This is a genomic window from Micromonospora terminaliae (assembly GCF_009671205.1).
Lineage (GTDB): Bacteria > Actinomycetota > Actinomycetes > Mycobacteriales > Micromonosporaceae > Micromonospora > Micromonospora terminaliae.
Window position 1 is genome coordinate 4732917 of record NZ_CP045309.1, and the last position, 26354, is coordinate 4759270.

Annotated in this window: 22 protein-coding genes; 10 read left to right on the forward strand and 12 right to left on the reverse strand. The window is 73.7% G+C overall.

The annotated features are described in order from the left end of the window. Window positions 1-20: 20 nt before the first annotated feature. Window positions 21-1706, reverse strand: a complete 1686-nt coding sequence (locus GCE86_RS21630; protein ID WP_154228649.1) for an FAD-dependent oxidoreductase — start codon at window positions 1704-1706, stop codon at window positions 21-23. Window positions 1707-1848: 142 nt separating this feature from the next. On the opposite strand from GCE86_RS21630, the gene GCE86_RS21635 reads away from it, so the two are divergent. After that, complete coding sequence (locus GCE86_RS21635) at window positions 1849-2961, forward strand: LCP family protein (protein ID WP_154228650.1); 1113 nt, start codon at window positions 1849-1851, stop codon at window positions 2959-2961. A gap of 1 nt (window position 2962) precedes the next feature. Here GCE86_RS21635 and GCE86_RS21640 read toward each other — a convergent pair whose 3' ends face one another. From GCE86_RS21640 to guaB, 4 genes are all read right to left on the reverse strand, one after another. Continuing rightward, window positions 2963-4420, reverse strand: coding sequence for a M1 family metallopeptidase (locus GCE86_RS21640; protein WP_154228651.1), 1458 nt, complete (start codon window positions 4418-4420; stop codon window positions 2963-2965). 89 nt (window positions 4421-4509) lie between these two features. Next, entirely contained in the window at window positions 4510-5904 is a 1395-nt protein-coding gene (locus GCE86_RS21645) for a M1 family metallopeptidase (protein ID WP_154228652.1), read from the reverse strand. A 72-nt stretch (window positions 5905-5976) separates the two neighbouring features. Beyond that, window positions 5977-7095, reverse strand: a complete 1119-nt coding sequence (locus tag GCE86_RS21650; RefSeq protein WP_091262642.1) for a GuaB3 family IMP dehydrogenase-related protein — start codon at window positions 7093-7095, stop codon at window positions 5977-5979. 30 nt (window positions 7096-7125) lie between these two features. Then, window positions 7126-8688 carry an IMP dehydrogenase gene (guaB, locus tag GCE86_RS21655; RefSeq protein WP_154228653.1) on the reverse strand — a complete coding sequence of 521 codons (1563 nt, stop codon included), beginning with the start codon at window positions 8686-8688 and terminating at the stop codon, window positions 7126-7128. Window positions 8689-8885: 197 nt separating this feature from the next. Between guaB and GCE86_RS21660 the strand changes: the two genes are divergently transcribed. Then, window positions 8886-9290, forward strand: coding sequence for a DUF5319 domain-containing protein (locus GCE86_RS21660; RefSeq protein ID WP_154228654.1), 405 nt, complete (start codon window positions 8886-8888; stop codon window positions 9288-9290). A 9-nt stretch (window positions 9291-9299) separates the two neighbouring features. On the opposite strand, the gene GCE86_RS21665 is transcribed toward GCE86_RS21660, so the two are convergent. After that, window positions 9300-10124, reverse strand: a complete 825-nt coding sequence (locus GCE86_RS21665; RefSeq protein ID WP_154228655.1) for a helix-turn-helix transcriptional regulator — start codon at window positions 10122-10124, stop codon at window positions 9300-9302. Window positions 10125-10381: 257 nt separating this feature from the next. Here GCE86_RS21665 and GCE86_RS21670 point away from each other — a divergent pair, with 257 nt between their 5' ends. After that, window positions 10382-10765, forward strand: coding sequence for a WhiB family transcriptional regulator (locus GCE86_RS21670; RefSeq protein ID WP_154228656.1), 384 nt, complete (start codon window positions 10382-10384; stop codon window positions 10763-10765). A gap of 418 nt (window positions 10766-11183) precedes the next feature. Here GCE86_RS21670 and GCE86_RS21675 read toward each other — a convergent pair whose 3' ends face one another. The 3 genes from GCE86_RS21675 to groES form a co-directional block, all read right to left on the reverse strand. Then, on the reverse strand, window positions 11184-12770 hold the full coding sequence (locus GCE86_RS21675) for a molybdopterin-dependent oxidoreductase (RefSeq protein ID WP_204343114.1): 1587 nt from the start codon (window positions 12768-12770) through the stop codon (window positions 11184-11186). A gap of 135 nt (window positions 12771-12905) precedes the next feature. Further along, window positions 12906-14549, reverse strand: a complete 1644-nt coding sequence (gene groL, locus GCE86_RS21680) for a chaperonin GroEL (RefSeq protein ID WP_154228658.1) — start codon at window positions 14547-14549, stop codon at window positions 12906-12908. 70 nt (window positions 14550-14619) lie between these two features. Then, window positions 14620-14934, reverse strand: a complete 315-nt coding sequence (gene groES / locus GCE86_RS21685; protein ID WP_018222648.1) for a co-chaperone GroES — start codon at window positions 14932-14934, stop codon at window positions 14620-14622. A gap of 286 nt (window positions 14935-15220) precedes the next feature. Between groES and GCE86_RS21690 the strand changes: the two genes are divergently transcribed. The 7 genes from GCE86_RS21690 (at window position 15221) to GCE86_RS21720 (ending at window position 22504) form a co-directional block, all read left to right on the forward strand. Next, the gene (locus tag GCE86_RS21690; RefSeq protein ID WP_154228659.1) at window positions 15221-16408 is read left to right on the forward strand and encodes a THUMP-like domain-containing protein; all 1188 of its coding nucleotides are present in this window, start codon (window positions 15221-15223) and stop codon (window positions 16406-16408) included. A 47-nt stretch (window positions 16409-16455) separates the two neighbouring features. After that, a complete protein-coding gene (ybaK, locus tag GCE86_RS21695; protein WP_154228660.1) occupies window positions 16456-16935 on the forward strand; it encodes a Cys-tRNA(Pro) deacylase in 480 nt (159 codons plus the stop codon). Between the two features lie 221 nt (window positions 16936-17156). After that, entirely contained in the window at window positions 17157-18257 is a 1101-nt protein-coding gene (locus GCE86_RS21700) for a sugar ABC transporter substrate-binding protein (RefSeq protein WP_154228661.1), read from the forward strand. 106 nt (window positions 18258-18363) lie between these two features. Beyond that, the gene (locus GCE86_RS21705) at window positions 18364-19179 is read left to right on the forward strand and encodes an ATP-binding cassette domain-containing protein (RefSeq protein ID WP_154228662.1); all 816 of its coding nucleotides are present in this window, start codon (window positions 18364-18366) and stop codon (window positions 19177-19179) included. Then, the gene (locus GCE86_RS21710) at window positions 19176-20435 is read left to right on the forward strand and encodes a sugar ABC transporter permease (protein WP_154228663.1); all 1260 of its coding nucleotides are present in this window, start codon (window positions 19176-19178) and stop codon (window positions 20433-20435) included. The genes GCE86_RS21705 and GCE86_RS21710 overlap by 4 nt, the downstream gene beginning before the upstream one ends. A gap of 25 nt (window positions 20436-20460) precedes the next feature. Beyond that, complete coding sequence (locus GCE86_RS21715) at window positions 20461-21642, forward strand: ROK family protein (RefSeq protein ID WP_154228664.1); 1182 nt, start codon at window positions 20461-20463, stop codon at window positions 21640-21642. Between the two features lie 124 nt (window positions 21643-21766). Then, entirely contained in the window at window positions 21767-22504 is a 738-nt protein-coding gene (locus GCE86_RS21720; RefSeq protein ID WP_154228665.1) for a DUF4142 domain-containing protein, read from the forward strand. Between the two features lie 51 nt (window positions 22505-22555). Here GCE86_RS21720 and GCE86_RS21725 read toward each other — a convergent pair whose 3' ends face one another. The 3 genes from GCE86_RS21725 to GCE86_RS21735 all read right to left on the reverse strand — a co-directional run bounded on the left by GCE86_RS21725 (window position 22556) and on the right by GCE86_RS21735 (window position 26349). Further along, window positions 22556-24319 (reverse strand): ABC transporter ATP-binding protein, encoded by a 1764-nt coding sequence (locus GCE86_RS21725; RefSeq protein ID WP_154228666.1) that lies wholly within the window; start codon window positions 24317-24319, stop codon window positions 22556-22558. After that, complete coding sequence (locus GCE86_RS21730; protein ID WP_154228667.1) at window positions 24316-26022, reverse strand: ABC transporter ATP-binding protein; 1707 nt, start codon at window positions 26020-26022, stop codon at window positions 24316-24318. The genes GCE86_RS21725 and GCE86_RS21730 overlap by 4 nt, the downstream gene beginning before the upstream one ends. A 72-nt stretch (window positions 26023-26094) precedes the next feature. Next, window positions 26095-26349, reverse strand: a complete 255-nt coding sequence (locus GCE86_RS21735; protein WP_091262671.1) for a hypothetical protein — start codon at window positions 26347-26349, stop codon at window positions 26095-26097. Window positions 26350-26354: the final 5 nt, after the last annotated feature.

The window sequence follows — 26354 nt, forward strand, 5'->3', positions numbered from 1 at the left end:
TGTGTCGCGCGCCGCGTCACTCAGGGGCGCAGCGCGGCCGGGGCGTGGGCGGGTACGGCGGGCTGCCTCGGGGCCACCGGGGCGAGCCGGCGGTACGCCGAACCGAGCGGCGGGCGCGGGTCGTCCTCCCCCTTGTTGGGCCAGAACGACATGGCCCTCTCGGCCTGCGCGGTGATCGTCAGCGACGGGTTGACGCCCAGGTTCGCCGAGACCGCAGCGCCGTCCACCACGTGCAGCCCGGGGTGACCGTGCACCCGGTGGTACGGGTCGATCACCCCGCGCTCCGGGCTGTCGCCGATCACCGCGCCGCCCAGGATGTGCGCGGTCATCGGGATGTTGAACGGCTCGGTGACCGCCCCGCCGGGCGTGCCGTCGATCTCCTCGGCGAGCAGCCGGACCGCCTCGTTGCCGGCCGGGATCCAGGTCGGGTTGGGCGCGCCGTGCCCCGGGCCGGAGACCAGCCGGCCGCGCCGGTAGCGGGTGGTGAGTGAGTTGTCGACCGATTGCATGACCAGGGCGATGACGGTGCGTTCGGACCAGCCGCGCACCGAGAGCATCCGGGCCGCCAGCCCGGGCTGCCGGACGATGCTGCCCAGCCAGCGCCGGACCCGGTGCGGGCCCCCGTCGACCAGCAGCGACTGGAGCAGCCCCATGGCGTTGGAGCCCCGGCCGTAGCGGACCGGCTCGATGTGGGTCTGCGGGTCGGGGTGGAACGAGCTGGTGATCGCCACCCCCTCGGTGAAGTCGAGGCCCCGCCGGCGGGCCTGGGCGGGCCCCACCGAGGCGCCGAGGATGGCCTCCGAGTTGGTGCGGGTCAGCTCGCCGAGCCGGGGCGACAGGTGCGGCAGCGCCCCGGTAGCCCGCATCTCGTGCAGCAGCCGCTGGGTGCCCAGCGCGCCGGCCGCGAAGACCACCTCACCGGCGTGGATCACCTGCCGGCGCTTGCGGACCCAGGCGCCGGTGCGCTCGGTGTGCACCTCGTAGCCGCCGTCCGCGGCGGGGCGTACGGCGGTCACCGTGGTCAGCGGGTGGACCTGCGCGCCGAGCCGCTCGGCCAGCCAGAGGTAGTTCTTGACCAGGGTGTTCTTCGCGCCGTGCCGGCAGCCGGTCATGCACGAGCCGCAGTGGCTGCAGCCCGTCCGGTCCGGCCCCACCCCGCCGAAGTACGGGTCGGGCACCCGCTCGCCGGGGCGGCCGATGTGCACGCCCACGGGTGTCGAGTGGAAGGTGTGCCCCACCCCCATCCGCTCGGCCACCGCCCGCATGGCCCGGTCCGCGCCGGTGTCGACGGGGTACGTGGTGACGCCGAGCATCCGCTTCGCCTGGTCGTAGTGGCGGGCCAGTTCGTCGCGCCAGTCGGTGATGTGCCGCCACTGCGGGTCGGCGTAGAACGCGTCGAGCGGTTCGTAGAGGGTGTTCGCGTAGACCAGCGAGCCGCCGCCCACCCCGGCCCCGGCGAGCACCAGCACCCCGCCGCCGGCCTTCCGGTCGGCCGAGCGCAGCAGCGTGATGCGCTGGAGGCCGTAGCAGCCGAGCTTCGGGGCCCACAGGAAGCGCCGCGCCCGCCAGGAGGTCTGCGGGAACTCGTCGTCGGCGAAGCGCCGGCCGGCCTCCAGGACCCCGACGGAGTAGCCCTTCTCGGCCAGCCGGAGCGCCGTGACGCTGCCGCCGAAACCGGACCCGATGACGACCACGTCGTACCGCATGCACGCATCATTACCGACCGGTAGCTATAGCGCCAGCGAGAGTTTTTCGCAGATCATGCAGAGCGCTCGATGACACGGGAATCCCGTGCAACCGACGGACCTGCGTCGCGCGTCGAGTGGTGGACGGGGGAGGGAGACCACGATGACACGACGACGGTGGCTGCTCGGACTGGCCGCTCTGGTGGCGGTGGTGCTGGTCGCCGCGGGCGCGGTGGTGACCACGCGGCTGGTCTCCCGCCCGTCGCCCGGCCCGGTGGCCGGGTCCGCACCGCCGAGCCCGTCCTCCCCCGCGGTGACCACGCCGGCGCCGGTCACCAGCAGCCCCACCCCGCCACCCGGGGCCGACCTCAAGGGGCCGCTCAACCTGCTGCTCGTCGGCGTGGACACCCGGGTCACCGTGCCGGGCTGGGAACCGCACGCCGACGCCGTGCTGGTGCTGCACGTGCCGGCCGGGCTGGGCCGCGCGTACCTGTTCTCGCTCCCCCGCGACCTGGTGGTCGACATCCCGGCCTACCCGAAGGCCGGCTACCCGGGCGGCCGGACCAAGCTCACCCACGCCATGAGCTACGGAAGCCGGGTTCCGGGCGACAAGTTGCATCCGAGCACCGCCCAGGGGTACGAACTGCTGCGGACCACGGTCAGCCGGTACACCGGGCTGCGCATCGACGCCGGCGCGGTGCTCACCTTCTTCGGCTTCGACCGGCTGGTCGACGCGCTGGGCGGGGTGGACCTCTACGTCGACCAGCGGGTCGCCTCGATCCACCGGCGCCCCGACGGGCAGTACCGGCAGCACACGGCGAGCGGATACGTCGGGCCGCAAATGGTCTACGAGAAGGGCACCCGGCACCTCAACGGCTGGCAGGCGCGGGACTACGCCCGGCAGCGCTACATCGCGGGCGGCGACTACGCCCGGCAGCGCCACCAGCAGCAGCTGATCCGTGCGCTGGCCCTCAAGATCCTCAGCCAGGGGATCGCCCGGGACCCGGACCGGGTCGAGCAGGTGGTGAGCACCCTCGGCAAGACCATGGTGTACGTCGGAGGCGGCCGGCGGCTGATCGACTTCGCGTACGCCCTGGGTGGCCTGCCGCCGGAGAAGTTCGTCCTGGTCGGCCTCCCCGGCGACGGGGTGGGCAGCGGCGGCTCCTACCGGGGTGAGCAGCTGCGCCCGGTGGGCCGGCAGTTCTTCGCCGCCCTGCGCGGCGGCGACCCCGACGCCTTCCTCGCCGCGAACCCCGCGCTGCGGGTGAAGAACTGACTCAGAGCGGCTTCGGTGCCGGCGGGCGCTCGGTGCCGTAGAGCCAGGCGTCGAAGAGCTTGCCGAGCTTCCTGCCGGAAACCCGCTCGGCGAGCGCCACGAACTCGTCGGTGGTGGCGTTGCCGTGCCTCTTCTCCGCCGCCCAGGTGCGCAGGATCGTGAAGAAGGCGCTGTCGCCCACCGCCACCCGCAGGGCGTGCACGGTCATCCCGCCCCGGTCGTAGACCGACCGGCCGAACAGGTCCGCCACCCCCGGCTTCCCTGTCGGCGTACGCCAGACCTGGCTCGACGTCGTGGCGTACTTCTGGTCGAAGGTGCGCTGGACGGTGGACTGGCCGGCGTGCTCGGCCCACAGCCACTCGGCGTACGTCGCCAGCCCCTCGTTGAGCCAGATGTCCTGCCAGCGCTGGAGGGAGACGCTGTCGCCGTACCACTGGTGGGCCAGCTCGTGCGCGACCACGCCGGTGTTGTCGCCCTGCCGGAAGAACCCCGCCGAGTAGACCGGCCGGCTCTGCGTCTCCAGGGCGTACCGGATCCGGTCGTCGGCGACCACCACCCCGCCGTACGCCTCGAACGGGTACGGCCCGAAGATGCTCTCCAGGTAGTCGGCCACCTCGACGGTCCGTGCGATCGACCGGTCCGGCGCGCCCTCGGCCACCTGGGTGGTGACCGCGCTGTAGACCGGCCGGCCCTTGTGCTCGTCGGTGGTGACCCGGAACTTCCCGATCGCCACCATCGTCAGGTAGCTGGCCATCGGGGCCTCCTCGGACCAGCGCCAGGTGGTCCAGCCGCCCGTGGTGCTCCGTCCCTTCGGGACCCCGTTGCTGACCGCCGTGAGCCCCTTCGGCACGGTGATCTCGAAGTCGTAGGTGGCCTTGTCGGAGGGATGGTCGTTGACCGGGAACCAGGTGCTGGCCGACTCCGGCTGGCCGAGCGCGATCGCCCCGTCGACGGTGTGCAGCCAGCCGGCCCCGCCGAGCACGTCGTTGTCGAGCGCGGCCGGCTGGCCGTCGTACCGGATCTCGGCCACGAAGCCGTTGCCGGAGGTGAGGCCGGTGGCCGGGGTGACGACCAGCTCGTCGTCGGCCCGGGTGTGTGCGGCCTTCGCCGCGTCCACGGTGACCGACCGCACCGTCAGCCCGGCCAGGTCCAGGTTGAACGCCGACAGGTTGGCCGTCGCCGTGGCCCGCAGGGTGGTGGTGCCGGTGAGCCGGTCGGTCGCCGGGTCGTAGCGCACCTGCACCGTGTAGTGGGCGACGTCGTAGCCGCCGTTGCCGTAGCTCGGGAAGTAGGGATCGCCCGCGCCGGGCGCACCGGGCGCGAAGCTGCGCCCGGCCGTCGGGCTGGGCGCGGTGAGCGCCGGCGTGGCCCGGTCCGGCCCGGCCGCGCCGCAGCCGGCCAGCAGCAGCGCTCCGCAGACCACCAGCCCGAGCCGTCGTCGTCCGCCGCGCCGCGCCATCGCCTCGATCCCTCCCGGACCGCACCGTGGCGGCCCTGCCCGGGGCCGCTCCGCCCGCGGCAGCCTACCCAGGATCGATCACGTCCGCGTCACGGCAGGGCCGGCGCGCTCGCCCCGACGAGCCAGGCGTCGAAGAGCGGGCGCAAGGGTTTCCCGGCCGTGCGCTCGGCGTGGGCCACGAAGTCGGCGGTGGTGGCGGTGCCGTCGCGCCGCTCGGCCAGCCAGCCGCGCAGGATGCGGAAGAAGGTGTCGTCACCGACCGCCCGGCGCAGGGCGTGCACGGCCAGCGCGCCGCGCTGGTAGACCGCGTCGCCGAACATCGCGGCGCGGCCCGGGTCCACCGAGGGCTTGCTCCAGTCGGTGACCGCGTACCGGTCGGCGAAGGCCCGCTCGACGGTGCGCCGGCCGTCGTGCTCCGCCCAGAGCCATTCCGCGTACGTGGCGAAGCCCTCGTTGAGCCACAGGTCGCTCCACCGGGCAACCGAGACGCTGTCGCCGAACCACTGGTGGGCCAGCTCGTGCGCGACCACCTCCGTGTTCGGGCCGGCGCCCCGGAAGAAGCCCGGCCCGTAGACGGGCCGGGACTGCGTCTCCAGCGCGTACCGGATCCGGTCGTCGGACACCACGATCCCGCCGTACGCGTCGAACGGGTACGGCCCGAAGCGGCCGGCCAGGAAGTCGGTGATCTCGCCGGTGCGGGCCACCGACGCGGCGGCCGGACCGTCGCCGGGCAGACCGGCGGCGACGGCGGTGACGATCGGCTTCCCCGCGTGGGTGCCGCTCGTGACCCGGTAGTGGCCGATCACCAGGGTGGACAGGTAGCTCGCCATGGGACTGCCCTCGGACCAGCGCCAGGTGGTCCAGCCGTCCTTGCTCGCGGTCCCCTTCGGCACCCCGTTGCTCAGGGCGGCGAGCCCGTCCGGCACGGTCACCGCCAGGTCGTAGGTGGCCTTGTCGGAGGGGTGGTCGTTGACCGGGTACCAGGTGCTCGCCGACTCGGGCTGGCCGAGGGCGATGGCGCCGTCCCCGGTGGCGTGGAAACCGCCGTCACCCAGCTCCGCGCTGGGCAGCGGCTCGGGCACCCCGCCGTACGTCACCTCGACCGTGAACCGCTGGCCGGCCGGCAGCCCGCGGGGCGGGGTGATCACCAGCTCGGCGCCGTCGCGCCGGTGCTTCGCCGGGGCGCCGTCGACGCGTACCCGGTCGACGGTAAGGCCGGCCAGGTCGAGCTGGAACCGGGACAGCGCCCGGGTGGCGGTGGCGGTCAGGACGGCCTCGCCGGTGAGCCGGTCGTCGGCCGGGTCGTAGCGGACCTTCAGCGCGTAGTGGCCGACGTCGTAGCCGCCGTTGCCGGCCCCCGGCACGTACGGGTCACCCGCGTCCGGGGCGCCCGGCTGGAACGGCCCGTCGTCGTCCCGGGTGCAGCCGCCGGCCAGCAGCACGACGGCGAGCACCGCCGTGCCCCACCGCCGGCCGCGCGTCATCCGCCGAGCCTAGACGCGCGACGGCGCGGGAGGGACCGGAATCCCCACCCGCGCCGTCGGCCGGTCACGCGGTCAGCGGTCGAGGACCAGGCCGACCTTCTGGAACTCCTTGAGGTCGCGGTAGCCGCACTTGGCCATCGCCCGGCGCAGCCCGCCGAAGAGGTTGAGCTGGCCGTCCGGCTCGTCGGCCGGGCCGAACAGCAGCTTCTCCATCGAGCCGAGCGGCTCACCGGCCACCTCGAACGCGCCACGCGGCAGCGACGGGTGGCTGGCGGCCGAGTGCCACCAGGCACCGCCGGCCGGGGCCTCCTCGCAGAGCGACAGCGGCTCGCCGAGCATCACGGCGTCGGCCCCGCAGCCGAGCGCCTTGGCGATGTCGCCGGAGGTCTGCATGTCGCCGTCGGCGATCAGGTGCACGTACCGGCCGCCGGTCTCGTCCAGGTAGTCGCGGCGGGCCGCGGCGGCGTCGGCGATGGCGGTGGCCATGGGCACCCGGATGCCGAGCACCGACTCGGTGGTGGACCAGTCGTCGCCGCCGACGCCGACGATCACGCCGGCCGCGCCGGTGCGCATCAGGTGCAGCGCCGTCTTGTAGTCGGTGCAGCCGCCGACGATGACCGGCAGGTCGAGGTCGGCGATGAACTCCTTGAGGTTCAGCGGCTCGTCGGTGGTGGAGACGTGCTCGGCGGAGACGATGGTGCCCTGGATGACCAGGATGTCCACGCCGGCGTCGAGGATCACCGGGGCGAGCGCCAGGGTGTGCTGCGGGGAGACCCGGACGGCCACCGTGCCGCCGCCGTCGCGCAGCTCGCGGACCCTCTCGGCGATCAGGTCGGGGCGGATCGGCTCGGCGTAGACCTCCTGGAGCCGCTTGGTGGCCCGGGCGTCCTCGTCCAGGCCGGCCAGCTCCTCCAGCACCTTGGCCGGGTTCTCGTAGCGGGTCCACAGGCCCTCGACGTTGAGCACGCCGAGGCCGCCGAGCTGGCCCAGCCGCACCGCTGAGGCGGGGCTCATGGTCGCGTCGGAGGGGTGCCCGACGCAGGGGATGCCGAACTGGTAGGCGTCGAGCTGCCACGCCGTGGAGACGTCGTCGACGTCCCGGGTGCGGCGGCTCGGCACGATGGCGATGTCGTCCAGGTGGTAGCCGCGCTGCGCGGTCTTGCCCAGCCCGATCTCGACCACGTCACGCATGGGGGACTCCAGGAGGTTGGGGGTGGTGGGTCAGCGGGAGTGGTAGTTCGGCGCCTCGACCGTCATCTGGATGTCGTGCGGGTGGCTCTCCTTGAGGCCGGCCGCGGTGATCCGGATGAGCTGCCCGCGCCGGTGCAGCTCGGGGATGCTCTCGGCGCCGACGTAGCCCATGGCGGCGCGGAGCCCGCCGGTGAGCTGGTGGGCGACCTGGGCGAGCGGGCCGCGGTAGGGGACCTGGCCCTCGACGCCCTCGGGGACCAGCTTGTCCTCGGCGAGCACGTCCTGCTGGAAGTAGCGGTCTTTGGAGTAGGACTTGCCCTGGCCCCGCGACTGCATCGCGCCGAGCGAGCCCATCCCCCGGTACGCCTTGTACTGCTTGCCGTTGATGAAGATCAGCTCGCCGGGGCTCTCCTCGCAGCCGGCCAGCAGGCTGCCGAGCATCACGGTGTCGGCGCCGGCCACCAGGGCCTTGGCGATGTCACCCGAATACTGGATGCCGCCGTCGCCGATCACCGGGACGCCGGCCGGGCGGGCCGCCCGGGACGCCTCCATGATCGCGGTGATCTGCGGGACGCCCACGCCGGCCACGATCCGGGTGGTGCAGATGGCACCGGGGCCGACGCCCACCTTGATGCCGTCGGCGCCCGCGTCGACCAGCGCCTTGGCGCCGGCGTAGGTGGCGATGTTGCCGCCCACGATGTCGATGGTCACGTCCTTCTTGAGGCGGGCGACCATCTCCAGCACGGCCCGCTGGTGGCCGTGGGCGGTGTCCACGATGAGCACGTCCACCCCGGCGTCGACCAGGGTGCGGGCCCGCTTGTACGCGTCCTCGCCGACGCCCACGGCGGCGGCGACCCGGAGCCGGCCGGCGGAGTCCTTGGTGGCGTTCGGGTACTGCTCGCTCTTGGTGAAGTCCTTGACCGTGATCAGCCCGCGCAGCTTGCCGGCCTCGTCGACGATCGGCAGCTTCTCCACCTTGTGCTGCCGGAGCAGCGACAGCGCCTCGTCCTTGCTCACCCCGACCCGGGCGGTGATCAGCGGGGTCCGGGTCATGATGTCGCGGACCGGGGTGGCCGGGTCGGAGACGAAGCGCATGTCCCGGTTGGTCACGATGCCGACCAGCTCGCCCTGCCCGTCGACCACCGGCACGCCGGAGATGCGGTAGCGGCCGCAGAGCGCGTCGACCTCGCGGAGGGTGTCGTCCGGGCTGGCGGTCACCGGGTTGGTGATCATGCCGGACTCGGAGCGCTTGACCAGGTCGACCTGGAGCGCCTGGTCCTCCACGGAGAGGTTGCGGTGCAGCACGCCGATGCCGCCCTGGCGAGCCATGGCGATCGCCATCCGGGCCTCGGTGACGGTGTCCATGGCGCTGGAGAGCAGCGGGATGGTCAACTCGACGTTGCGGGTGAGCCGGGTGCGGGTGTTGACCCGGCTGGGCACCACGTCCGACTCGCCCGGCTGGAGCAGCACGTCGTCGAAGGTCAGCCCGAGCGGCACCACCCGGGCCGAGCCGGCGGGCAGCTCGGGCAGGTGGCCGCCCAGCTCACCGCCGTCGCGGCCGGCCGGGATCTCGGTGCTGGGCGAATTCTCCACGATTGCTCCCCTGAGCTGGTCGGACGGGCTGCGGCGAGGCGGCGCGCGCGGGCACCGGCGCACGACGGCAGGACGGCGCGTCGCTTCATCGTACCCATTGAGCTGGTCCGCCCCTGGCAGCGCCGGGCGCGGGTAGGCGGCGCCACAGGGAGTCCCGGGGGCGGGCTTTCCGGCGGGTCGGGGACTACGGTGAGGGGGTGCACGACGAGCCCATCGACCCGTTCAACGGCGACCCGGCCGATCCGGCTGCCGGCCTGCACGACCCGCGCGAGGACGACCCGCTCGACCCGCTGAGCGAGGTCGAGCGGCAGGACGTCCTGGAGGACCTGGCCGACCTGGAGATCTACCAGGCCCTGTTGCAGCCGATCGGGGTCCGCGGCCTGGTCATCGAGTGCGAGGACTGCCGGGAGCCGCACTACTTCGACTGGGACCTGCTCCGGGGCAACCTGCGCCACCTGCTCAACTCGGGGCGGCCCCGCGTGCACGAGCCGGCCTACGACCCCGACCCGGACCACTACGTGAGCTGGGACTACGCCCGGGGCTACGCCGACGGCGTGCACGACACCCTCACCGAGGGCACGGACGACACCGCCGAGGAGTGAGCGGCCGGGTCAGGCGACCAGGCCGGCGCGGAATCCCGCGGCCACGGCGTGCGCCCGGTCGCGGGCGCCCAGCTTGCGGAACAGCCGGCGGGCGTGGGTCTTGACGGTGTCCTCCGAGACGAACAGCTCCCGCCCGATCTCCGCGTTGCTCTTCCCCTCGGCCATCCCGAGCAGCACCTGAAGCTCACGCTCCGTGAGCCCGATGGCGCTTCGCGGACTGCGCGCCGGCCGCTGCGGGCCGCCCGCCGGCGCCGGCTCCGCCTCGCCCGCGGCCGGGTCGGCCGGATCCTCGCCGCGCTGCACCGGCACCATCGTGGGCCCGCCGCCGGGACCCTCCGCCGGGCCCGCCGGGCCTGCCGGCCACGCCGCCCCCGCCGGGGTACGCCCCGGCGCGGCCGACCGGGCCGGGCCGCCGACCGCCGCCGCGTCCCGGGCGGGGTCGGTGACCCGGTGCCGGTTGGTGCGGCCGGGGGCCGAGAGCAGCAGCAGCGCCTTGGCGACCGCGCTGGTCAGGTCGTGGTCGGCGTTCTGGATGAGACCGCGGGCGCCGGCGCTGATGGTGGCCGCGGCGGCCTCCGACTCCTCGGCCCCGAGCAGCAGCACGGCGGCCTGCGGGGCACGGGCGAGCACCCGGCGGACGAAGCCGGCGCTGTCCGGCCGGGTGAGGGCGGTGTCGGCGAGCACCACGTCGACCTGGCGCTCCGCGAGCCGCAACATCACCTCGGGATCGGAGACGGCCGTCCGAAGCACGCCCGACAGCCCGAGCCGCGCCGCCGCGGAGGTCAAATGCTGGGCTGCGAGTGGTGTCCGAACGCACACAAGAACGCTACGCACAGTGGTCTCCTCTCCGACTCAGAGTCGACCACGACGGCGTGTGCTCGGGAGGAGGTTCCGGGCAATCATCCGAACTTTTCCGGCAGATGGGGCATATGCCGCCAACTGTCCGAGGTTTTCGATCACAGATGTGTGAGCGCGGGAAAGCCCGGGTACCGAGGGGTCACTCCGGAAACGGTGTCCCGCGCGGACCACCCGCACCGGTAGGAGCTGGCCACGAAGATTCTCCGCGGTGCCGCGCGGGAGGAGGGGTGCTGATGTCGAACGTACGCAGACTGCCCGGACCCATTGTCGACCTCTGGGACTGGCAGCGACTCGGTGCCTGCCGCGGCCGGGACAGCGCCCAGTTCTTCCACCCGGACGGCGAGCGCGGCTCGTCGCGGCTGCGCCGCGAGTCCGGCGCCAAGGCCGTCTGCCGCACCTGCCCGGTGCGCGCCGAGTGCGCCGCCCACGCCCTCTCGGTCCGCGAGCCCTACGGCGTGTGGGGCGGCTTCAGCGAGTCGGAGCGGCTGCGGTTGCTCGCCCTCGGCTGGGAGGACCTGGCCGACCGCCGGCAGTCCCGCGTGGACGTCGCCCGGCTGGAGGCCCGCCTCGGCCGCCCGCACAAGTCCGCCGTCCCGGACCAGCGCAAGATCGCCTGACCGTTCCGCATCGACCACCGCGACGCCGCGCCCCGGAACTCCGGGCGCGGCGTCGCGTTTCGCCCTCATCACCGGAGCGGGGACTTTCTCCGGCAGCGCCTGTCGAGCTGACATCACCAACGACTCGAACCCAGGGCGACCGCCGACCGAACCCGCCTGAGCGGGCGCCCGCACATTGCGATGCCCAGGCCGGCCACCGCCACAGCCGTCGCCACCCCGCCTCGGCCCTCGGTTGGCGCCCACCCGCTCCGGTTGCTCCCGCTCGCGCGGCATGGCCCGGCCGGCCGACACCGAGGGCCGCGCTGGTTCGCGGAGAGGGCCGACCGGGCTGGGGTCCGGACACCGTTGAGTCGTCTGCGACATCAGCTCGACAGGCGGTCGGAACCCGATGCCGCTCGCCGGAGTGGAGGCGCCGGGGTCAGCCGACCTCGACCGGGACGGTGTGCCAGCCGGTGGCGCCGTCCGGGGCGACCGGGCGGCGCTGCGCCGGCTGGGTCTCCCCGGCGGCGTCCGTGGCCCGGACCTGGAGGGTGTGGTCGCCCGGGGTGGCGTCCCAGCGCCACGACCACTGCACCCAGGTGTCTACCGAGACCGTCGGGGCCAGGGTCGCCTCGTGCCAGGGGCCGTCGTCGACGCGTACCTCGACCCGGCGGATGCCCCGGTGCTGGGCCCAGGCCACCCCGGCGACCGTGACCGGTCCGGCGGTGAGCCGGTCCCGCCGGCGCGGCGTGTCGATCCGGGACTCCGTCTTGATCGGCCCCTGCGCCGACCATCCGCGCGGCACCCAGTACGCGTCGAAGTCCGCGAAGCTGGTCAGCTCCAGCTCGGTCACCCACTTGCACGCCGAGACGTACCCGTAGAGGCCGGGCACCACCATCCGCACCGGGAAGCCGTGCTCCACCGGCAGCGGCTCGCCGTTCATCCCGACCGCCAGCAGGGCGTCCCGGCCGTCCCGCAGCACCGCCGTGGGGGTGCCGCAGGTCCAGCCGTCGACCGAGCGGCCGACCACCTGGTCCGCACCCTCCTCCGGCTCGACCTCGTCCAGCAGTTCCCGGATCGGCACGCCCAGCCAGCGGGCGTTGCCGATCAGGTCGCCGCCCACCTCGTTGGAGACGCACGCCAGGGTGATGTGGCGCTCGACCATCGGCCGGGCGAGCAGGTCGTCGAAGCTCAGCTCGAGCGGTCTGCGGACCCGGCCGTGGATACGCAGCCGCCAGGTCGCCGGGTCGACCTGCGGCACCACGAGGGCCGTGTCGATCCGGTAGAACTCGCGGTTCGGGGTGACGAAGGGGGCGAGCCGGTCCACCGCCAGGTCCGCGCCGGCCGGCACCGGTGGGGCGGGCGCGACCGGCGTGGGCAGGCGCACCGCCTCGCGGGCCGCCGAGACCCCCCGCCGCCCGGCCAGCCAGTGCCCGCCGAGCCCCGCCACCGCCGCCGTGCCGGCCAGCAGGCCCACGCCGCGCAGGAACCGCCGCCGCGACTCGTCCCCGGCGGCCTCCTGCGGCTCCCACCCGGCCGGCGCCTCGTCCCGCGCGAGCGCGGCGGCGGGCGGCGACGGCGGGGTCGAGGGGGCGGCAGCCTCGCGCAGCGGGCCCGCGACGAACGCCCAGAGCGTGAGCGCACCCAGTGCACCACCGACCAGGGAGGGCAGCGCGTCGAGGGCGTCCGCGCCCGCCCGGGTCAGGGCGGCGGCCACCCCGAGGGCCGCGAACGCGGCGATGCCGGCCAGGCCGAACCGGAGCCGCCGGGCCGCCAGCACGCCGAGCAGCGCGGCGATCGCGGCCAGCAGCACCGCCGTGCCGACCAGCAGGGCGATCTTGTCGTAGGTGCCGAAGACCGCGATGGCGAACTGCTTGAGCGGCTCGGGCACGACGTCGACGACCAGCCCGCCGACCGCGATCAGCGGGGCGGACCGGGGACCGGTGAGGACGGCCACCGGTTCGGCGACACCGATCGCGACGACCGCGGCCGTGACCCCGGCCAGCGCGGCCCGGCCGCGCGACATGCTGCTCACGGCGACCAGTGTCGTCGCTCGGAGCGGCCGACCGCCAACCTCGTCAGGGTTTCGTAAGCAGAGACGGGTCAGGGCACACCGCCGAGGTCGGCGGTGTGCCCTGACGTCAGGCCGTACGGCTCGGGATCAGAAGCCCGGGCCGTGCTGGTGGCCGTGCCCGTGGCCGTGGCCGTGCCCGGCGTCGGCCGGCTCGGCCTTCTCCGGCTTCTCCACCACGAGGCTCTCGGTGGTGAGCAGCAGACCGGCGATCGACGCGGCGTTGGCGACCGCGTTGCGGGTCACCTTCACCGGGTCGAGGATGCCGGACTTGACCAGGTCGACGTACTCGCCGTTGGCGGCGTTGAGGCCGTTGCCCCACTCCTGGCCGGCGACCTTCTGCACCACCACGTAGCCGTCGTGGCCGGCGTTCTGGGCGATCCAGCGCAGCGGCTCGACCAGCGCCTTGCGCACGATCGAGACGCCGACCTTCTCGTCACCGGTGAAGCCCAGGTCGTCGTCGAGCACCGGCAGGATCTGGGCCAGGGCGGCGCCGCCACCCGGGACCGTACCCTCCTCGACCGCGGCCTTGGTCGCGGAGATCGCGTCCTCGATGCGGTGCTTGCGCTCCTTCATCTCGACCTCGGTGGCCGCGCCGGCCTTGATCACCGCGATGCCGCCGGAGAGCTTCGCCAGCCGCTCGGCCAGCTTCTCCCGGTCCCACTCGGAGTCCGAGGCCTCGATCTCCTTGCGGATCTGGGCGACCCGGTCGGCGACCTCGGCGGACTGGCCGCCGCCGTCGACGACCGTGGTGTTCTCCTTGTCGACCACCACGCGGCGGGCGGTGCCGAGCACCTCCAGGCCGACCTGGTCGAGCTTGTAGCCCAGCTCCGGGGCGACCAGCTCGGCGCCGGTCAGGATCGCCATGTCCTGGAGCATCGCCTTGCGGCGGTCGCCGAAGCCGGGGGCCTTCACGGCGCAGACCTTGATGGTCTTGCGGATCGCGTTGACCACCAGCGTGGACAGGGCCTGGCCCTCGACGTCCTCGGCGACGATGAGCAGCGGCTTGTTGTTCTGGAGGACCTTCTCCAGCAGCGGCAGCAGCTCCTCGATGGCCGAGATCTTCTGCGTGGTGATCAGGATGTACGGGTCCTCCAGGACCGCCTCCTGCCCCTCCACGTCGGTGACGAAGTTCGGCGAGATGAAGCCCTTGTCGAACTGGAGGCCCTCGGTGACCTCGAGCTCGGTGGTCAGGGCGGAGCCCTCCTCGACGGTGATGACACCGTCGCGGCCGACCCGCTCCATCGCCTCGGCGATCAGCTCGCCGATGGTGGCGTCCTGCGCGGAGATCGTCGCGACGTGCGCGATCGACTCCTTGTCGGCCACCTCGACGGCCCGGCCGAGCAACGCCTCGGAGACCTTGGCGGCCGCCGCGTCGATGCCCCGCTTGAGGCCGGTGGGGTTGGCTCCGGCGGCCACGTTGCGCAGGCCCTCGCGGACCATGGCCTGGGCCAGCACGGTCGCGGTGGTGGTCCCGTCGCCGGCGACGTCGTTGGTCTTGGTCGCCACCTCCTTGACCAGCTGCGCGCCGAGGTTCTCGTAGGGGTTGGTGAGCTCGATCTCCTTGGCGATCGTCACGCCGTCGTTGGTGATCGTGGGCACACCAAACTTCTTGTCCAGGACGACGTTGCGCCCGCGCGGGCCGAGAGTGACCTTGACCGCGTCCGCGAGGGCGTTGACACCATGCTCCAGCAGGTGCCGGGCGTCGTCCGAGAAGCTCAGGATCTTCGCCATCTGTATCCCTTCGAAGCGACGTTGCCCCGGCCCGGCGAGCCGGACCGGGGCAACGACACTGATCGGTTGCTTACTTCTCGATGACCGCGAGGACGTCGCGGGCGGAGAGCACCAGGTACTCCTCGCCGGCGTACTTGACCTCGGTGCCGCCGTACTTCGAGTAGAGGACGGTGTCGCCGACCTTGACGTCGATCGGCACGCGGTTGCCCTTGTCGTCGATCCGGCCCGGGCCGACAGCGAGGACGGTGCCCTCCTGCGGCTTCTCCTTGGCGGTGTCGGGGATCACGATGCCCGAGGCGGTGGTGGTCTCGGCCTCGTTCGCCTGGACCACGATGCGGTCCTCGAGCGGCTTGATCGCAACCTTGGTCGCGGTAGTCACGGGCATACCCTCCTGGGGTACTTGGTGTCGTTGCCGGTCGCGGGCGACCGGCGTCAATCTGCCACATGCCACCGGGCGGGGCCGTCGTCGCGGGTGCCGGTCCGCCTGGCGTTCAACCCCCGGACACCAGGGCCCGGGCGTTGGCACCCTCAGGGTGAGAGTGCTAATCGCAGGTTATTCCTCGGCTAGCACTCCGTCAAGGAGAGTGCCAACGCGCCGCCTCCCGTGTCGCCACGGCACCCCTCCCAGGGGCCCCGGGCCGGGCGGGTCGGGCGGCCGGGAGAATGCCGGGGTGGACCTGGAACAGTTCGCCGCTCTGCGTACCCCCGAGGGGTCGGCCGCGCTCGACGCGGCGGCGCGGGTGGCCGGCGGCGACCCGCTCACCGCGGCGGCCGCGCTCCGCTCCGCCGGGGTGCCCGGCGGCCTCGCGGCGGCGGCGCTGACCCAGGCGGAGCTGCGGCGCCGCGCGGCCGGCAAGTTCGGCGCGGCGGCGGGCGGCATGTTCCTCACCCGGGCGGGGCTGGAGCAGGCCACCCGGGGGGTCGTGGCGGGGCGCCGGGCGGAGCGCCTGCGGGCCGCGGGCGTGGCGACGCTGGCCGACCTGGGGTGCGGCCTCGGGGCGGACGCGCTGGCCGCGGCCCGCGCCGGCATCCGGGTGTACGGCGTGGAGGCCGACCCGCTGACCGCCGCCATGGCCGCCGCGAACGCCGAGGCGGCCGGGCTGGCCGACCGCTTCACCGTGGAGTGCGGGGACGCCACGGCGTTCGACGTGACCCGGGTCGACGGCGTCTTCTGCGACCCGGCCCGCCGGAAGGCCGGTACCGGCCGGCGGATCTTCGACCCGAACGCCTACTCGCCACCGTGGGACTTCGTCACCGGGCTGGCCGAACGGGTGCCGCGCACCGTGGTGAAGGTGGCGCCCGGGCTGGACCACGCGCTCATCCCGCCGGGCGCCGAGGCGGAGTGGGTGAGCGTCGACGGCGACCTGGTCGAGGCGGCGCTCTGGTGCGGCGCGCTGGCCGAGGTGCCCCGCCGCGCCACGGTGCTGCGGGAGCAGGCCGCACACGTGCTGACCGGCGGCGGCGACGCCGAGGCGGCGGTCGGGCCGGTCCGCCGTTTCCTGTACGACCCGGACCCGGCGGTGGTGCGGGCGCACCTGGTCGCCGAACTGGCCCGCGACCTCGACGGCACGCTGGCCGACCCGAGCATCGCCTACCTGTACGGCGACGAGGGCCGGCCCACCCCGTTCGCCCGCTGCCTGGAGATCACCGACGTGCTGCCGTTCTCGTTGAAGCGGCTCCGGGCCCTGCTGCGGGAGCGCCGGGTCGGGCGGGTGGAGATCCTCAAGCGCGGCTCGGCGCTGGAGCCGGAGAAGCTGCGCCGCGACCTGAAGCTGGCCGGCGACGCGGCGGCCAGCCTGGTGCTGACCCGGGTGGGCGGGGCGCCGACCGTGCTCCTCTGCCGCCCGCTTCCCGCCTGACGGTTTCCCGCTCGCCCGGCGCGTACGGCCGGGTTAGCTTGTCGCTCATGGCGGGACAGGGCACTCCGGCGACGGCACTGCTGACCAAGCGGAAGATCGCGCACAGCACGCACCCGTACGACGTCTCACCGGACGCGCCGAACTACGGCGCCCTGGTCGCGGCGGCCCTCGGGGTGCCGCCGGCCCGGGTCTTCAAGTCCCTGGTGACCGAGGTCGACGGCGGGCTGACCGTGGCGGTCGTGCCGGTCACCGGCGAGCTGGACCTCAAGGCGTTGGCGGCCGCGGCGGGCGGCAAGCGGGCGGCCCTGGCGGACCGGGCGGTGGCCGAGCGGGCCACCGGCTACGTCCGCGGCGGGATCAGCCCGCTCGGCCAGCGCAAGCGGCTGCCCACGGTCATCGACGCCACCGCGCTGGAACATCCGACGGTCTACGTCTCGGCGGGCCGTCGCGGCCTGCAACTGGAGCTCGCCCCGGCCGACCTGGTCGCGTTGACCGACGCCGTCACGGCGTCGATCGCCACCCGCTGAGCCGTCCCACCGCAGGTCACCTGGGAGCGTTCCCGCAGCTCCCCGGAGGGAGCGCTCTCCGGCGGTGACCGCCGGGTGTCAGTTGCGTTGCTGAATTGTTACTGCCGCCAACAAACTTCTGACCTCGGCTCTCTTGCGCCACTCCGGAGCGGGGGAATACGTTGCCGGGCACAACAAAACACCGACAACAACTCCCCCAACCCCCGAAAGGACCCATGCACATGCGCAAGGGCTTCCTCACCTTCGCGGCCGTCGGTCTTCTCGCGACCGGCAGCATGGCCGCCTGCGGTGACGACGGCGGTTCCGACCAGGCCGGCGGTTCGACGGACAAGAAGCCGAAGATCGGCGTGATCCTCCCCGACAGCAAGTCCTCCGCCCGGTGGGAGGGCGCCGACCGCAAGTACCTCAAGGAGGCGTTCGACGCGGCCGGTGTCGACTCGGACATCCAGAACGCCCAGAACGACAAGAACGCCTTCCAGACCATCGCCGACCAGATGATCACCAACGGCGTCAACGTGCTGATGATCGTCAACCTGGACTCCGGCACCGGCAAGGCCGTGCTCGACAAGGCCAAGTCGCAGGGCGTCGCCACCATCGACTACGACCGGCTGACCCTGGGCGGCTCCGCCCAGTACTACGTCAGCTTCGACAACGAGGCGGTCGGCAAGCTCCAGGGCGAGGGCCTGAGCAAGTGCCTGACCGACAAGGGCGCGAAGAACCCGTCGATCGCCTACCTCAACGGCTCGCCGACCGACAACAACGCGACCCTGTTCAAGAACGGGTACGACTCGGTGCTCAAGCCGAAGTTCGACTCGAAGGAGTACACCAAGGTCGCCGACGACTCCGTGCCGGCGTGGGACAACGCGCAGGCCGCCACGATCTTCGAGCAGCAGCTCACCAAGGCTCGCGGCAAGATCGACGGGGTGCTGGCCGCCAACGACGGCCTGGGCAACGCCGCCATCTCGGTGCTGAAGAAGAACAAGCTCAACGGCAAGGTCCCGGTGACCGGTCAGGACGCCACCAAGGAGGGCCTGCAGAACATCCTCCTGGGCGACCAGTGCATGACGGTCTACAAGGCGGTCAAGAAGGAGGCCGACGCGGCCGCCGAGCTGGCCATCGGGCTGGCCAAGGGCCAGAAGAAGGACACCGGCCAGACCGTCAAGGACCCGGAGGGCGGGCGGGACGTCCCGGCCGTCCTGCTGGAGCCGAAGGCGATCTACAAGGACAACGTCAAGGACGTCGTGGCCGACGGCTACGTCACCAAGGACGAGCTCTGCACCGGCAACTTCGCCAAGCTCTGCACCGACGCCGGCATCAGCTGACCCATCCCCCGCTCCAGGCGGCGCCGCCCGGCACGGACATCCGTGCCGGGCGGCGCCCACGCCGGACGGGATCCGAGACCTTCCCTCCGTTCCCAAGGAGACCCCCGTGTCCGCAACCCCCCTGCTGGAGCTACGCGGGATCGACAAGAGCTTCGGTCCCGTCCAGGTGCTGCGCGACGTGGCCTTCGCCGCGTACCCCGGCGAGGTGACCGCGCTGGTCGGCGACAACGGCGCCGGCAAGTCGACCCTGGTGAAGTGCATCAGCGGCATCCATCCCACCGACGCCGGCGAGTTCCACTTCGACGGCCGGCCGGTGAGCATCAACAGCCCCCGGGACGCCGCCGCGCTGGGCATCGAGGTCGTCTACCAGGACCTCGCGCTCTGCGACAACCTCGACATCGTGCAGAACATGTTCCTCGGCCGGGAGAAGCGCAGCGGCATCGTGCTCGACGAGCCGACCATGGAGCAGATGGCCGCCGAGACCCTGGCCGGGCTGAGCGTGCGGACCGTCAAGTCGCTGCGTCAGCACGTGTCCAGCCTCTCCGGCGGGCAGCGGCAGACCGTCGCCATCGCCAAGGCGGTGCTCTGGAACAGCAAGCTGGTCATCCTCGACGAGCCCACCGCCGCCCTCGGCGTCGCACAGACCGCCCAGGTGCTGGAACTGGTCCGCCGGCTCGCCGACAACGGCCTCGCCGTGGTGCTCATCTCGCACAACATGAACGACGTCTTCGCGGTCTCCGACCGCATCGCCGCCCTCTACCTCGGCCAGATGGTCGCCCAGGTGAAGACCAGCGACATCACGCACGCGCAGGTGGTCGAGCTGATCACCGCCGGTCGCTCCGGCAACCTCGGCCTCGCCGACACGGGCAGCAACGGCACCGGCGCCGCGCCCGCCGACACGACTCCAGGAGCCGTCCGATGACCACCACCGCCGTCCAGAAGGAAGGCCCCGCCGCAGTCGCGCCGGCGCCCACCGTCGGCACCCATTTCAACAACTACTGGCGCCGGGTACGCGGCGGCGACATCGGCGCGCTGCCGGCCGTGTTCATGCTCTTCGCGCTGGTGGTCGGCTTCTCGATCGCCCGGCCGACCTTCTTCACGGCCGGCAACTTCGCCAACCTGTTCACCCAGGGCGCGGCGACCACGCTGATCGCGATGGGTCTGATCTTCGTCCTGCTGCTCGGCGAGATCGACCTCTCCGCCGGCTTCGCCAGCGGTGTCTGCGCCGCCATCCTGGCCAACGCGGTCACCGAGCGCGGCTACCCGTGGTACGTGGCGATGCTCGCCGCCGTGATCACCGGCGTGGTGATCGGCACCCTGCTCGGCCTGCTGGTCGCGAAGGTCGGCATCCCGTCCTTCGTGGTCACCCTGGCCGGCTTCCTCGCCTTCCAGGGCATCGTGCTGATGCTCATGAAGGAGGGCTCCAACATCTCGGTGCGGGACGACATCATCCTCGCCATCGCCAACCGCAACCTCTCCCCCGCGCTCGGCTGGGCGCTGGCCGCGGTGGCCGTCGCCGGGTACGCGGCCGTGCAACTGCTGCGGCACCGCAACCGTGCCGCCCGCGGCCTGCTCACCGACCCGACCGCGGTGGTCCTCGCCCGGATCGTCGGCCTCGCCGTCATCCTCGGCCTCGCCGTCTACGTGCTCAACCTGGAGCGCAGCCGCAACGTACTGGTCGTCTCGCTCAAGGGCGTGCCGATCGTGGTGCCGATCATCGCGCTGCTGCTGGTGATCTGGACCTTCGTGCTCCAGCGCACCAGCTACGGCCGGCACGTCTACGCGGTCGGCGGCAACGCCGAGGCGGCCCGCCGGGCCGGCATCAACGTCGACCGGATCCGCATCTCCGTGTTCGTCATCTGCTCCACGATGGCGGCGATCGGCGGCATCGTGGCGGCCAGCCGGGCCAACTCGGTCGACCCCAACACCGGCGGCAGTAACGTACTGCTCTACGCCGTCGGCGCGGCGGTGATCGGCGGCACCAGCCTCTTCGGCGGCAAGGGCCGGATCCTGGACGCCGTCCTCGGTGGCGCGGTGGTCGCGGTCATCGACAACGGCATGGGACTGATGGGTTACAGCTCGGGCGTGAAGTACGTGGTGACCGGCGTGGTACTGCTCGCCGCCGCCACGATCGACGCGCTGTCCCGCCGGCGGGCCGCCGCCACGGGCACCCGCTGAACCCGGTACGGACATGACGGTGGCGATGCGTGCGGGACCGAGCCAGGACGAGATCCGTCGGCAGAACCTGGGCGCGTTGCTCCGTTACGTCCACGTGCGGGGGGCCACCACCCGGGCGGAGCTGACCACCGCGCTCGGCCTCAACCGCAGCACCATCGGCGCGCTGACCGCCGACCTGGCCGGCGCCGGTCTGGTCAGCGAGGGGACGCCGAAGGAGACCGGCCGGGCCGGACGACCCTCGCTGGTCGTCCGGCCCGAGTCGGCCCGGGTCTACGCGTACGCGTACAGCATCGAGGTGGACCGGCTGCGGGCCGCGCGGGTCGGGCTCGGCGGCGAGGTGCTCGACCGGCGGGAGCTGGAACGGCCACGGAACCTGGTCGCCGGGGAGGCCGCCCCGCTGCTGGCCGACGCGGTGCGGGAGATGCACCGGGCGGTGCCGTCCGACTCGATCTGCGTGGGCGCCGGCGTGGCGGTCTGCGGCATGGTCCGGCGCGAGGACGGGCTGGTCCGGCTCAGCCCCACCACGGGCTGGGTGGACGAGCCGATCGGCGCGGCGCTCGCCGCCGAGCTGGGCGTCGACGTGCCCATCACGGTGGGCAACGTGGCCGACGTGGCGGCCTTCGCCGAGCATGCCCGGGGCGCCGCGGCCGGCTGCGACAACGTGATCTACCTGTACGGGGACGTCGGTGTCGGCGCCGGCATCATCGCCGGCGGGCGGCGGCTCACCGGGCACGGCGGCTACAGCGGCGAGGTCGGCCACATGGTGGTGGTCCGCGACGGCGTGCGCTGCGACTGCGGCCGGCGCGGCTGCTGGGAGACCGAGATCGGCGAGCACGGGCTGCTCCGCGCCGCCGGCCGCTCCGACGCCCGGGGCCGGGAGGCGCTGCTGGCCGTCTTCGACGCCGCCGACCGGGGCGACGCCCGGGCCCAGACCGCCGTGCGGCAGGCCGGCGACTGGCTCGGCTTCGGCGTGGCCAACCTGGTCAACATCTTCAACCCCGAGATGGTCATCTTCGGTGGCACCATGCGCGACCTCTACCTGGCCGCCGCCGCCCAGGTGCGCAGCCGGCTCAACTCCAACGGGCTGCCCGCCTGCCTGGAGCACGTGCGGCTGCGTACCCCGAAACTCGGCGACGACGCGGCGCTCATCGGCGCCGCCGAGCTGGCCTTCGAGCGCCTCCTCGCCGACCCGCTCGACGTCGGGTGACCGGCCGCCGCGCGGGGTGAACTGAATCGGCTCGTGATCCGTACCAGTGGGCGGACGGACGGCCGCGGGGGCGGCCGTCCGCGCCATCCCGCGTACCGGTCCGGACCGAGGAGGCACCGCAACCATGGCACCGCTGGAATCCGTACGCCGCCGGCTGGCGCACCGGGTGATCCTGCTGCTCGTCGCGCTCGCCGCGGGGATCGGCGTCCTTCCCGGCGCGGCACTGGCCGCGCCCAACCCCGTCGTGCAGCTCAACGCCGCCGACATGACGCTGCTCAACGGCGTACGGCTGGCCGGGCTCTGGGAGATGCCGGCCGGGCAGATGGCCGCCGAGAAGGGCCAGTCGAAGCGGGTACGGGAGATCGGCGCGGAGATCGCGCGACAGCACGGCATCCTGGACCAGCTCGTGGTCGAGGCGGCGAACAAGCTGGGCGCCACCCTGCCGACCACACCGACCACCCAGCAGCAGGGCTGGCTGACCGAGATGCAGAACGCCACCGGCGCCCAGTTCGACCAGATCTTCGTGACCCGGCTGCGGGTCGCGCACGGCAACATCTTCCCGGTGATCGGCGCGGTCCGGGCCAGCACCCGCGACCCGATCGTGCGCAAGCTCGCCGACCAGACGAACACCTTCGTCACCAACCACATGCTGATGCTGGAGAGCACCGGGCTGGTCCGCTGGCAGCAGCTCCCGCCTCCCGCGATGCCCCCGGCGCAGAGCGACTCGCTGATCGCCGCCGCCGGCGCCAACGTCGGCAGCACCGGCGGGACCCAGATCAGCACGACCCTCGTCTGGGCCGTCTTCCTGCTCGCCCTGGCCACCGGCGGGTACGCGACCTGGCGGCTGCTGCGCCGCACCTGACGACGCCGTTCGCGCGGGGCCCCCACCGGCGTTCCGGTGGGGGCCCTTCGTTCAGCCGTGCCAGGACCGCCAGAGGGCGGCATACGAGCCGTCGGCGGCGACCAGTTCGTCGTGCGGGCCCAGCTCGGTGATCCGGCCGTCCTCGACCACCGCCACCCGGTCCGCGTCGTGCGCGGAGAAGAGGCGGTGCGCGATGGCGATGACGGTCCGGCCCTGGAGCACCGCGGCCAGCGAGCGTTCCAGCGCCCGGGCCGCCCGCGGGTCGATCAGCGAGGTGGCCTCGTCCAGCACCAGGGTGTGCGGGTCGGCGAGCACCAACCGGGCCAGCGCGAGCTGCTGCGCCTGGGCCGGCGAGAGGGGGTGCCCGCCGGCCCCGACCCGGGTGTCCAGCCCGTCCGGCAGCGCCTGCGCCCAGTCGAGCGCGTCGACCGCGGCGAGCGCCGCGCGCACCTCGGCGGGCCCGGCGGCCGGGCGGACCATCGACACGTTGTCGGCGAGGGTGCCGATGAAGACGTGGTGCTCCTGGCTGACCAGCGCCACATGCGTGCGCAGCTCGGCCAGGGGCAGCCCGGAGAGCGGCCGGCCGTCCACGGTCACCGTGCCGGCGCGCGGCGGGTGCACCCCGGCCAGCAGCCGGCCCAGGGTGGACTTCCCCGCGCCGGACGGGCCGACCATGGCCAGCTTCTCCCCCGGCCGCGGCACCAGGGTCACCCCGTGCAGCACGTCGTGTCCGGCGCGGTACGCGTACCGGACGTCGTGGGCCGCGAGCCGCCCGCCGTCGGTGACCGGCCGGTCGGGCGACGCGTCGGCGGCACCGGTCGGCCGGTCGGCCGTTCCCGCCGGCTCGGCCACGCCGAGCAGCCGGGCCAGCGAGGCACCGCCGACCTGGAACTCGTCCAGCCAGGAGAGCAGCCGGTCGACCGGGTCCACCAGTTGCTGGGCGTAGAGGGTGGCCGCGGTGACCTGCCCGAGGCTGACCCAGCCCTCCAGGTAGAACCAGCCGCCGAGCAGCAGCGTGCCGGCCACCGGCAGCAGGTAGCCGATCTCGGCGACCGGGAAGAAGACCGTCCGCAGGTTCAGCGTGTAGTACTCGGCCGCGTACGACCGGCGGATGTCGGCGTCGGTGCGGGCCCGGCGGCGGGCCTGCTGGCGCAGCGCCTCCGTGGTCCGGGCCCCCTCGACCGTCTCGCTGATCCCGTCGGTGATGTCGGAGTACGCGGCGTTCTCCCGCAGGTAGCCGGCCGGCGCCCGGCGCAGGTACCAGCGCGTGCCGGCGACCAGCAGCGGAACCGCGAGCAGGCAGGGCACCACCAGCAGCGGCCCGGTCAGCGCCACGGCGCCGAGGATCAGCAGCACGGTGACCGCCGCGATCAGCGTCTCCGGTGCGGCGAACCGGACCGTCCGGGACAGCGCGGCGACGTCCCGGGACGTGCGGGTGAGCAGGTCGCCGGTGCCGGCCCGCTCCACCGTGGACAGCGGCAGGGCCAGCACCCGGTCGACGAACTCCTCGCGCAGCTCGGCGAGGACCCGCTCGCCGAGCCGGGCCGACGCCAGGTGGGCGAAGCGGACCAGCACCGACTGGGCGACCACGAAGCCCGCGATGGCCAGGGCGATCCGGTCGACCGTCACGGCGCCGACGCCGCGCGAGATCCCCTCCACGAGGTCGCCGAGGAGCCGGGGCGCGACCAGGCCGGCGGCCGCGGCGAGCGCGTGCAGGCCGAGCGCGGCGGCCAGGCCGCGCGGGTGCCGGCGGAACAGCTCCCGCGCGTACCGGCGGACCTGCCGCGCGTCGGCGACGGGCAGGGCGTTGCTCACCGGTCCTCCTCCCGGCTCACCGTGGCCCGGTACCGGGGCTCGGCGGCCAGCAACTCGTCGTGGCGGCCCTCGGCGACGACCTTGCCGTCCTCCACGAAGACCACGTGCTCGGCGCGGCCGAGCACCAGCGGGCTGGTGGTGCACACCAGCGTCGTCCGGCCGCGCCGCGCGGCGGCCAGCCGGTCGGCGATGCGCGCCTCGGTGTGCGCGTCCACCGCGCTGGTCGGCTCGACCAGGATCAGCGCCTCCGGGTCGGCGACCAGCGCCCGGGCCAGCCGCAGCCGCTGCCGCTGACCGCCGGAGAACTCCCGGCCGCGCTCGGCGACCGGGCCGTCCAGGCCGCCGGGCAGCGCCTCGACGATGTCCGTGGCGCTCGCCGCCACCAGCGCCGCCTCGACCGCCCGGCGGTCACCCCGGTCGTGCGGGTCCAGCTCCGTGCGGAGGGTGCCGCTGAACAGCTGCGCGTCGTTGTCGGCCACCAGGATCCGCTCGCGCACCGTCGCCAGCGCCACGTCCCGCAGCGGTACGCCGTGCAGCGTCACGTCCCCGTCGGCGTACCGGCCGAGGCGGTCGGCGATCTCGGCGGCGTCCTCCGGGGCGGTGGCGGCCAGCGCGGTGAGCCGGCCCGGCCGCAGCACCAGCCCCGAGCGCACGTCCACCAGCTCGCCCGGCCCCTCGGGCACCGCCACCGGGCGGGCCGGGTCGGTGAACTCCGGGGCCAGGCGGAGCAGCCGCACCACGCGGCGGGCCGCGACGTGCCCCCGGGTCAGCTTGTCGGCCGCCTCGGTGAGGTTGCGCAGCGGGCTGACCAGGAACGCCGTGTAGCCGTAGAACGAGACGAGCTGACCCGCGCTGATCTCGCCGCGCAGCGCGAACCGGGCCCCGAGCCAGGTCACCAGCACCACGAAGACGCCGGGCAGCAGGATCTGCGCGGCCTGGATGAGCGACTCGACCCGGGCCACCCGCAGGCCGTTCGCCCGCAGCGCCTGGGACTGCTCCCGGTAGCGGGCGCCCAGCACCGGCTCACCGCCCACCCCGCGCAGCACCCGAAGCCCCGAGACGATGTCGCCGGCCCGGGCGGTCAGCTCGCCGGTCGACTCCCGGTACGCCGCCTGCTGCCGGTGCAGCGGCCGGATGAGCAGCGCCACCAGCGCCATGAGCAGCGGCACCCCGAGCACCACCACGAGGCCGAGCGGCAGGGACGCGGTGAGCAGGATCACCGCCACCGTGGCGATGGCGACCACCGCGCCGGTGCCCCGGGCCGTGATGTCGATCGCGCTGCCGATGTGCTCGATGTCGGCCGTACCGATGCTCACCACCTCGCCCGCGGCGACCCGCCGGGGCAGCGCGGCGCCGAGCCGGTTGGTGGCGTCCACGGTGACCTGCACGGTCCGGTACGCGGCGCCGAGCCAGTTGTGCACCGCGCAGCGGTGCCGCAGGATGCCGGTCACGGCCTGGACGACGCCCAGCCCGAGCAGGACGAGGCCCCAGCGGACCAGGGCGTCCGGGTCGCGGTGGGCCAGGCCGGCGTCGACGGCCCGGCCGATGGCGGCCGGCATCAGCGCCTGCGCCACCATCCAGGTGACACCGAGGGCGATGGCGCCGCCGAAGAGCAGCGGACGCCGACCGGCGAGCCAGACCAGGTAACGGGTGGCGGACCGGGCGTCGGGGGTGCCGGGATCGCCGGCGGGTGAGAAACGCATGACCACCCGACGCTAGGTGCCGGGCCGGGGCGGACGCCAACGGGTTTCCCGCCGGTCAGGCGGGCCGCCGGGTCAGCGGTCGACCTGGGTGAAGTCCCAGCTGTGCGGCGGCCGGGCGACCAGCCGCATGGGCGGCTCGGGCAGTTCCCGCGGGTTGCTCCGCCACTTCGAGATCACCACGACCCGGTGGTCGGTGGAGGAGAACACCTCGCTGGACAGGTGCAGCGGCTCGTGCTCGAACTCGGGCAGCGCGGTCTCGCACACCCAGGTGATCAGGTCGGCGAAGCCGTACGGCTCGGCCTTCGCCTCCCACATCCGGACGATCACGTCGG

Bases quoted from the DNA above. Each gene is read 5' to 3' on its own strand.
- GCE86_RS21640 (WP_154228651.1), bottom strand. From the start codon at position 4,420: ATGGCGCGGCGCGGCGGACGACGACGGCTCGGGCTGGTGGTCTGCGGA.
- groL (WP_154228658.1), bottom strand. From the start codon at position 14,549: ATGGCGAAGATCCTGAGCTTCTCGGACGACGCCCGGCACCTGCTGGAG.
- GCE86_RS21645 (WP_154228652.1), bottom strand. From the start codon at position 5,904: ATGACGCGCGGCCGGCGGTGGGGCACGGCGGTGCTCGCCGTCGTGCTG.
- GCE86_RS21700 (WP_154228661.1), top strand. From the start codon at position 17,157: ATGCGCAAGGGCTTCCTCACCTTCGCGGCCGTCGGTCTTCTCGCGACC.
- GCE86_RS21715 (WP_154228664.1), top strand. From the start codon at position 20,461: ATGCGTGCGGGACCGAGCCAGGACGAGATCCGTCGGCAGAACCTGGGC.
- groES (WP_018222648.1), bottom strand. From the start codon at position 14,934: ATGCCCGTGACTACCGCGACCAAGGTTGCGATCAAGCCGCTCGAGGAC.
- GCE86_RS21675 (WP_204343114.1), bottom strand. From the start codon at position 12,770: ATGTCGCGCGGCCGGGCCGCGCTGGCCGGGGTCACGGCCGCGGTCGTC.
- GCE86_RS21650 (WP_091262642.1), bottom strand. From the start codon at position 7,095: ATGCGTGACGTGGTCGAGATCGGGCTGGGCAAGACCGCGCAGCGCGGC.
- GCE86_RS21635 (WP_154228650.1), top strand. From the start codon at position 1,849: ATGACACGACGACGGTGGCTGCTCGGACTGGCCGCTCTGGTGGCGGTG.
- GCE86_RS21670 (WP_154228656.1), top strand. From the start codon at position 10,382: ATGTCGAACGTACGCAGACTGCCCGGACCCATTGTCGACCTCTGGGAC.
- GCE86_RS21730 (WP_154228667.1), bottom strand. From the start codon at position 26,022: ATGCGTTTCTCACCCGCCGGCGATCCCGGCACCCCCGACGCCCGGTCC.
- ybaK (WP_154228660.1), top strand. From the start codon at position 16,456: ATGGCGGGACAGGGCACTCCGGCGACGGCACTGCTGACCAAGCGGAAG.
- GCE86_RS21720 (WP_154228665.1), top strand. From the start codon at position 21,767: ATGGCACCGCTGGAATCCGTACGCCGCCGGCTGGCGCACCGGGTGATC.
- GCE86_RS21630 (WP_154228649.1), bottom strand. From the start codon at position 1,706: ATGCGGTACGACGTGGTCGTCATCGGGTCCGGTTTCGGCGGCAGCGTC.
- GCE86_RS21710 (WP_154228663.1), top strand. From the start codon at position 19,176: ATGACCACCACCGCCGTCCAGAAGGAAGGCCCCGCCGCAGTCGCGCCG.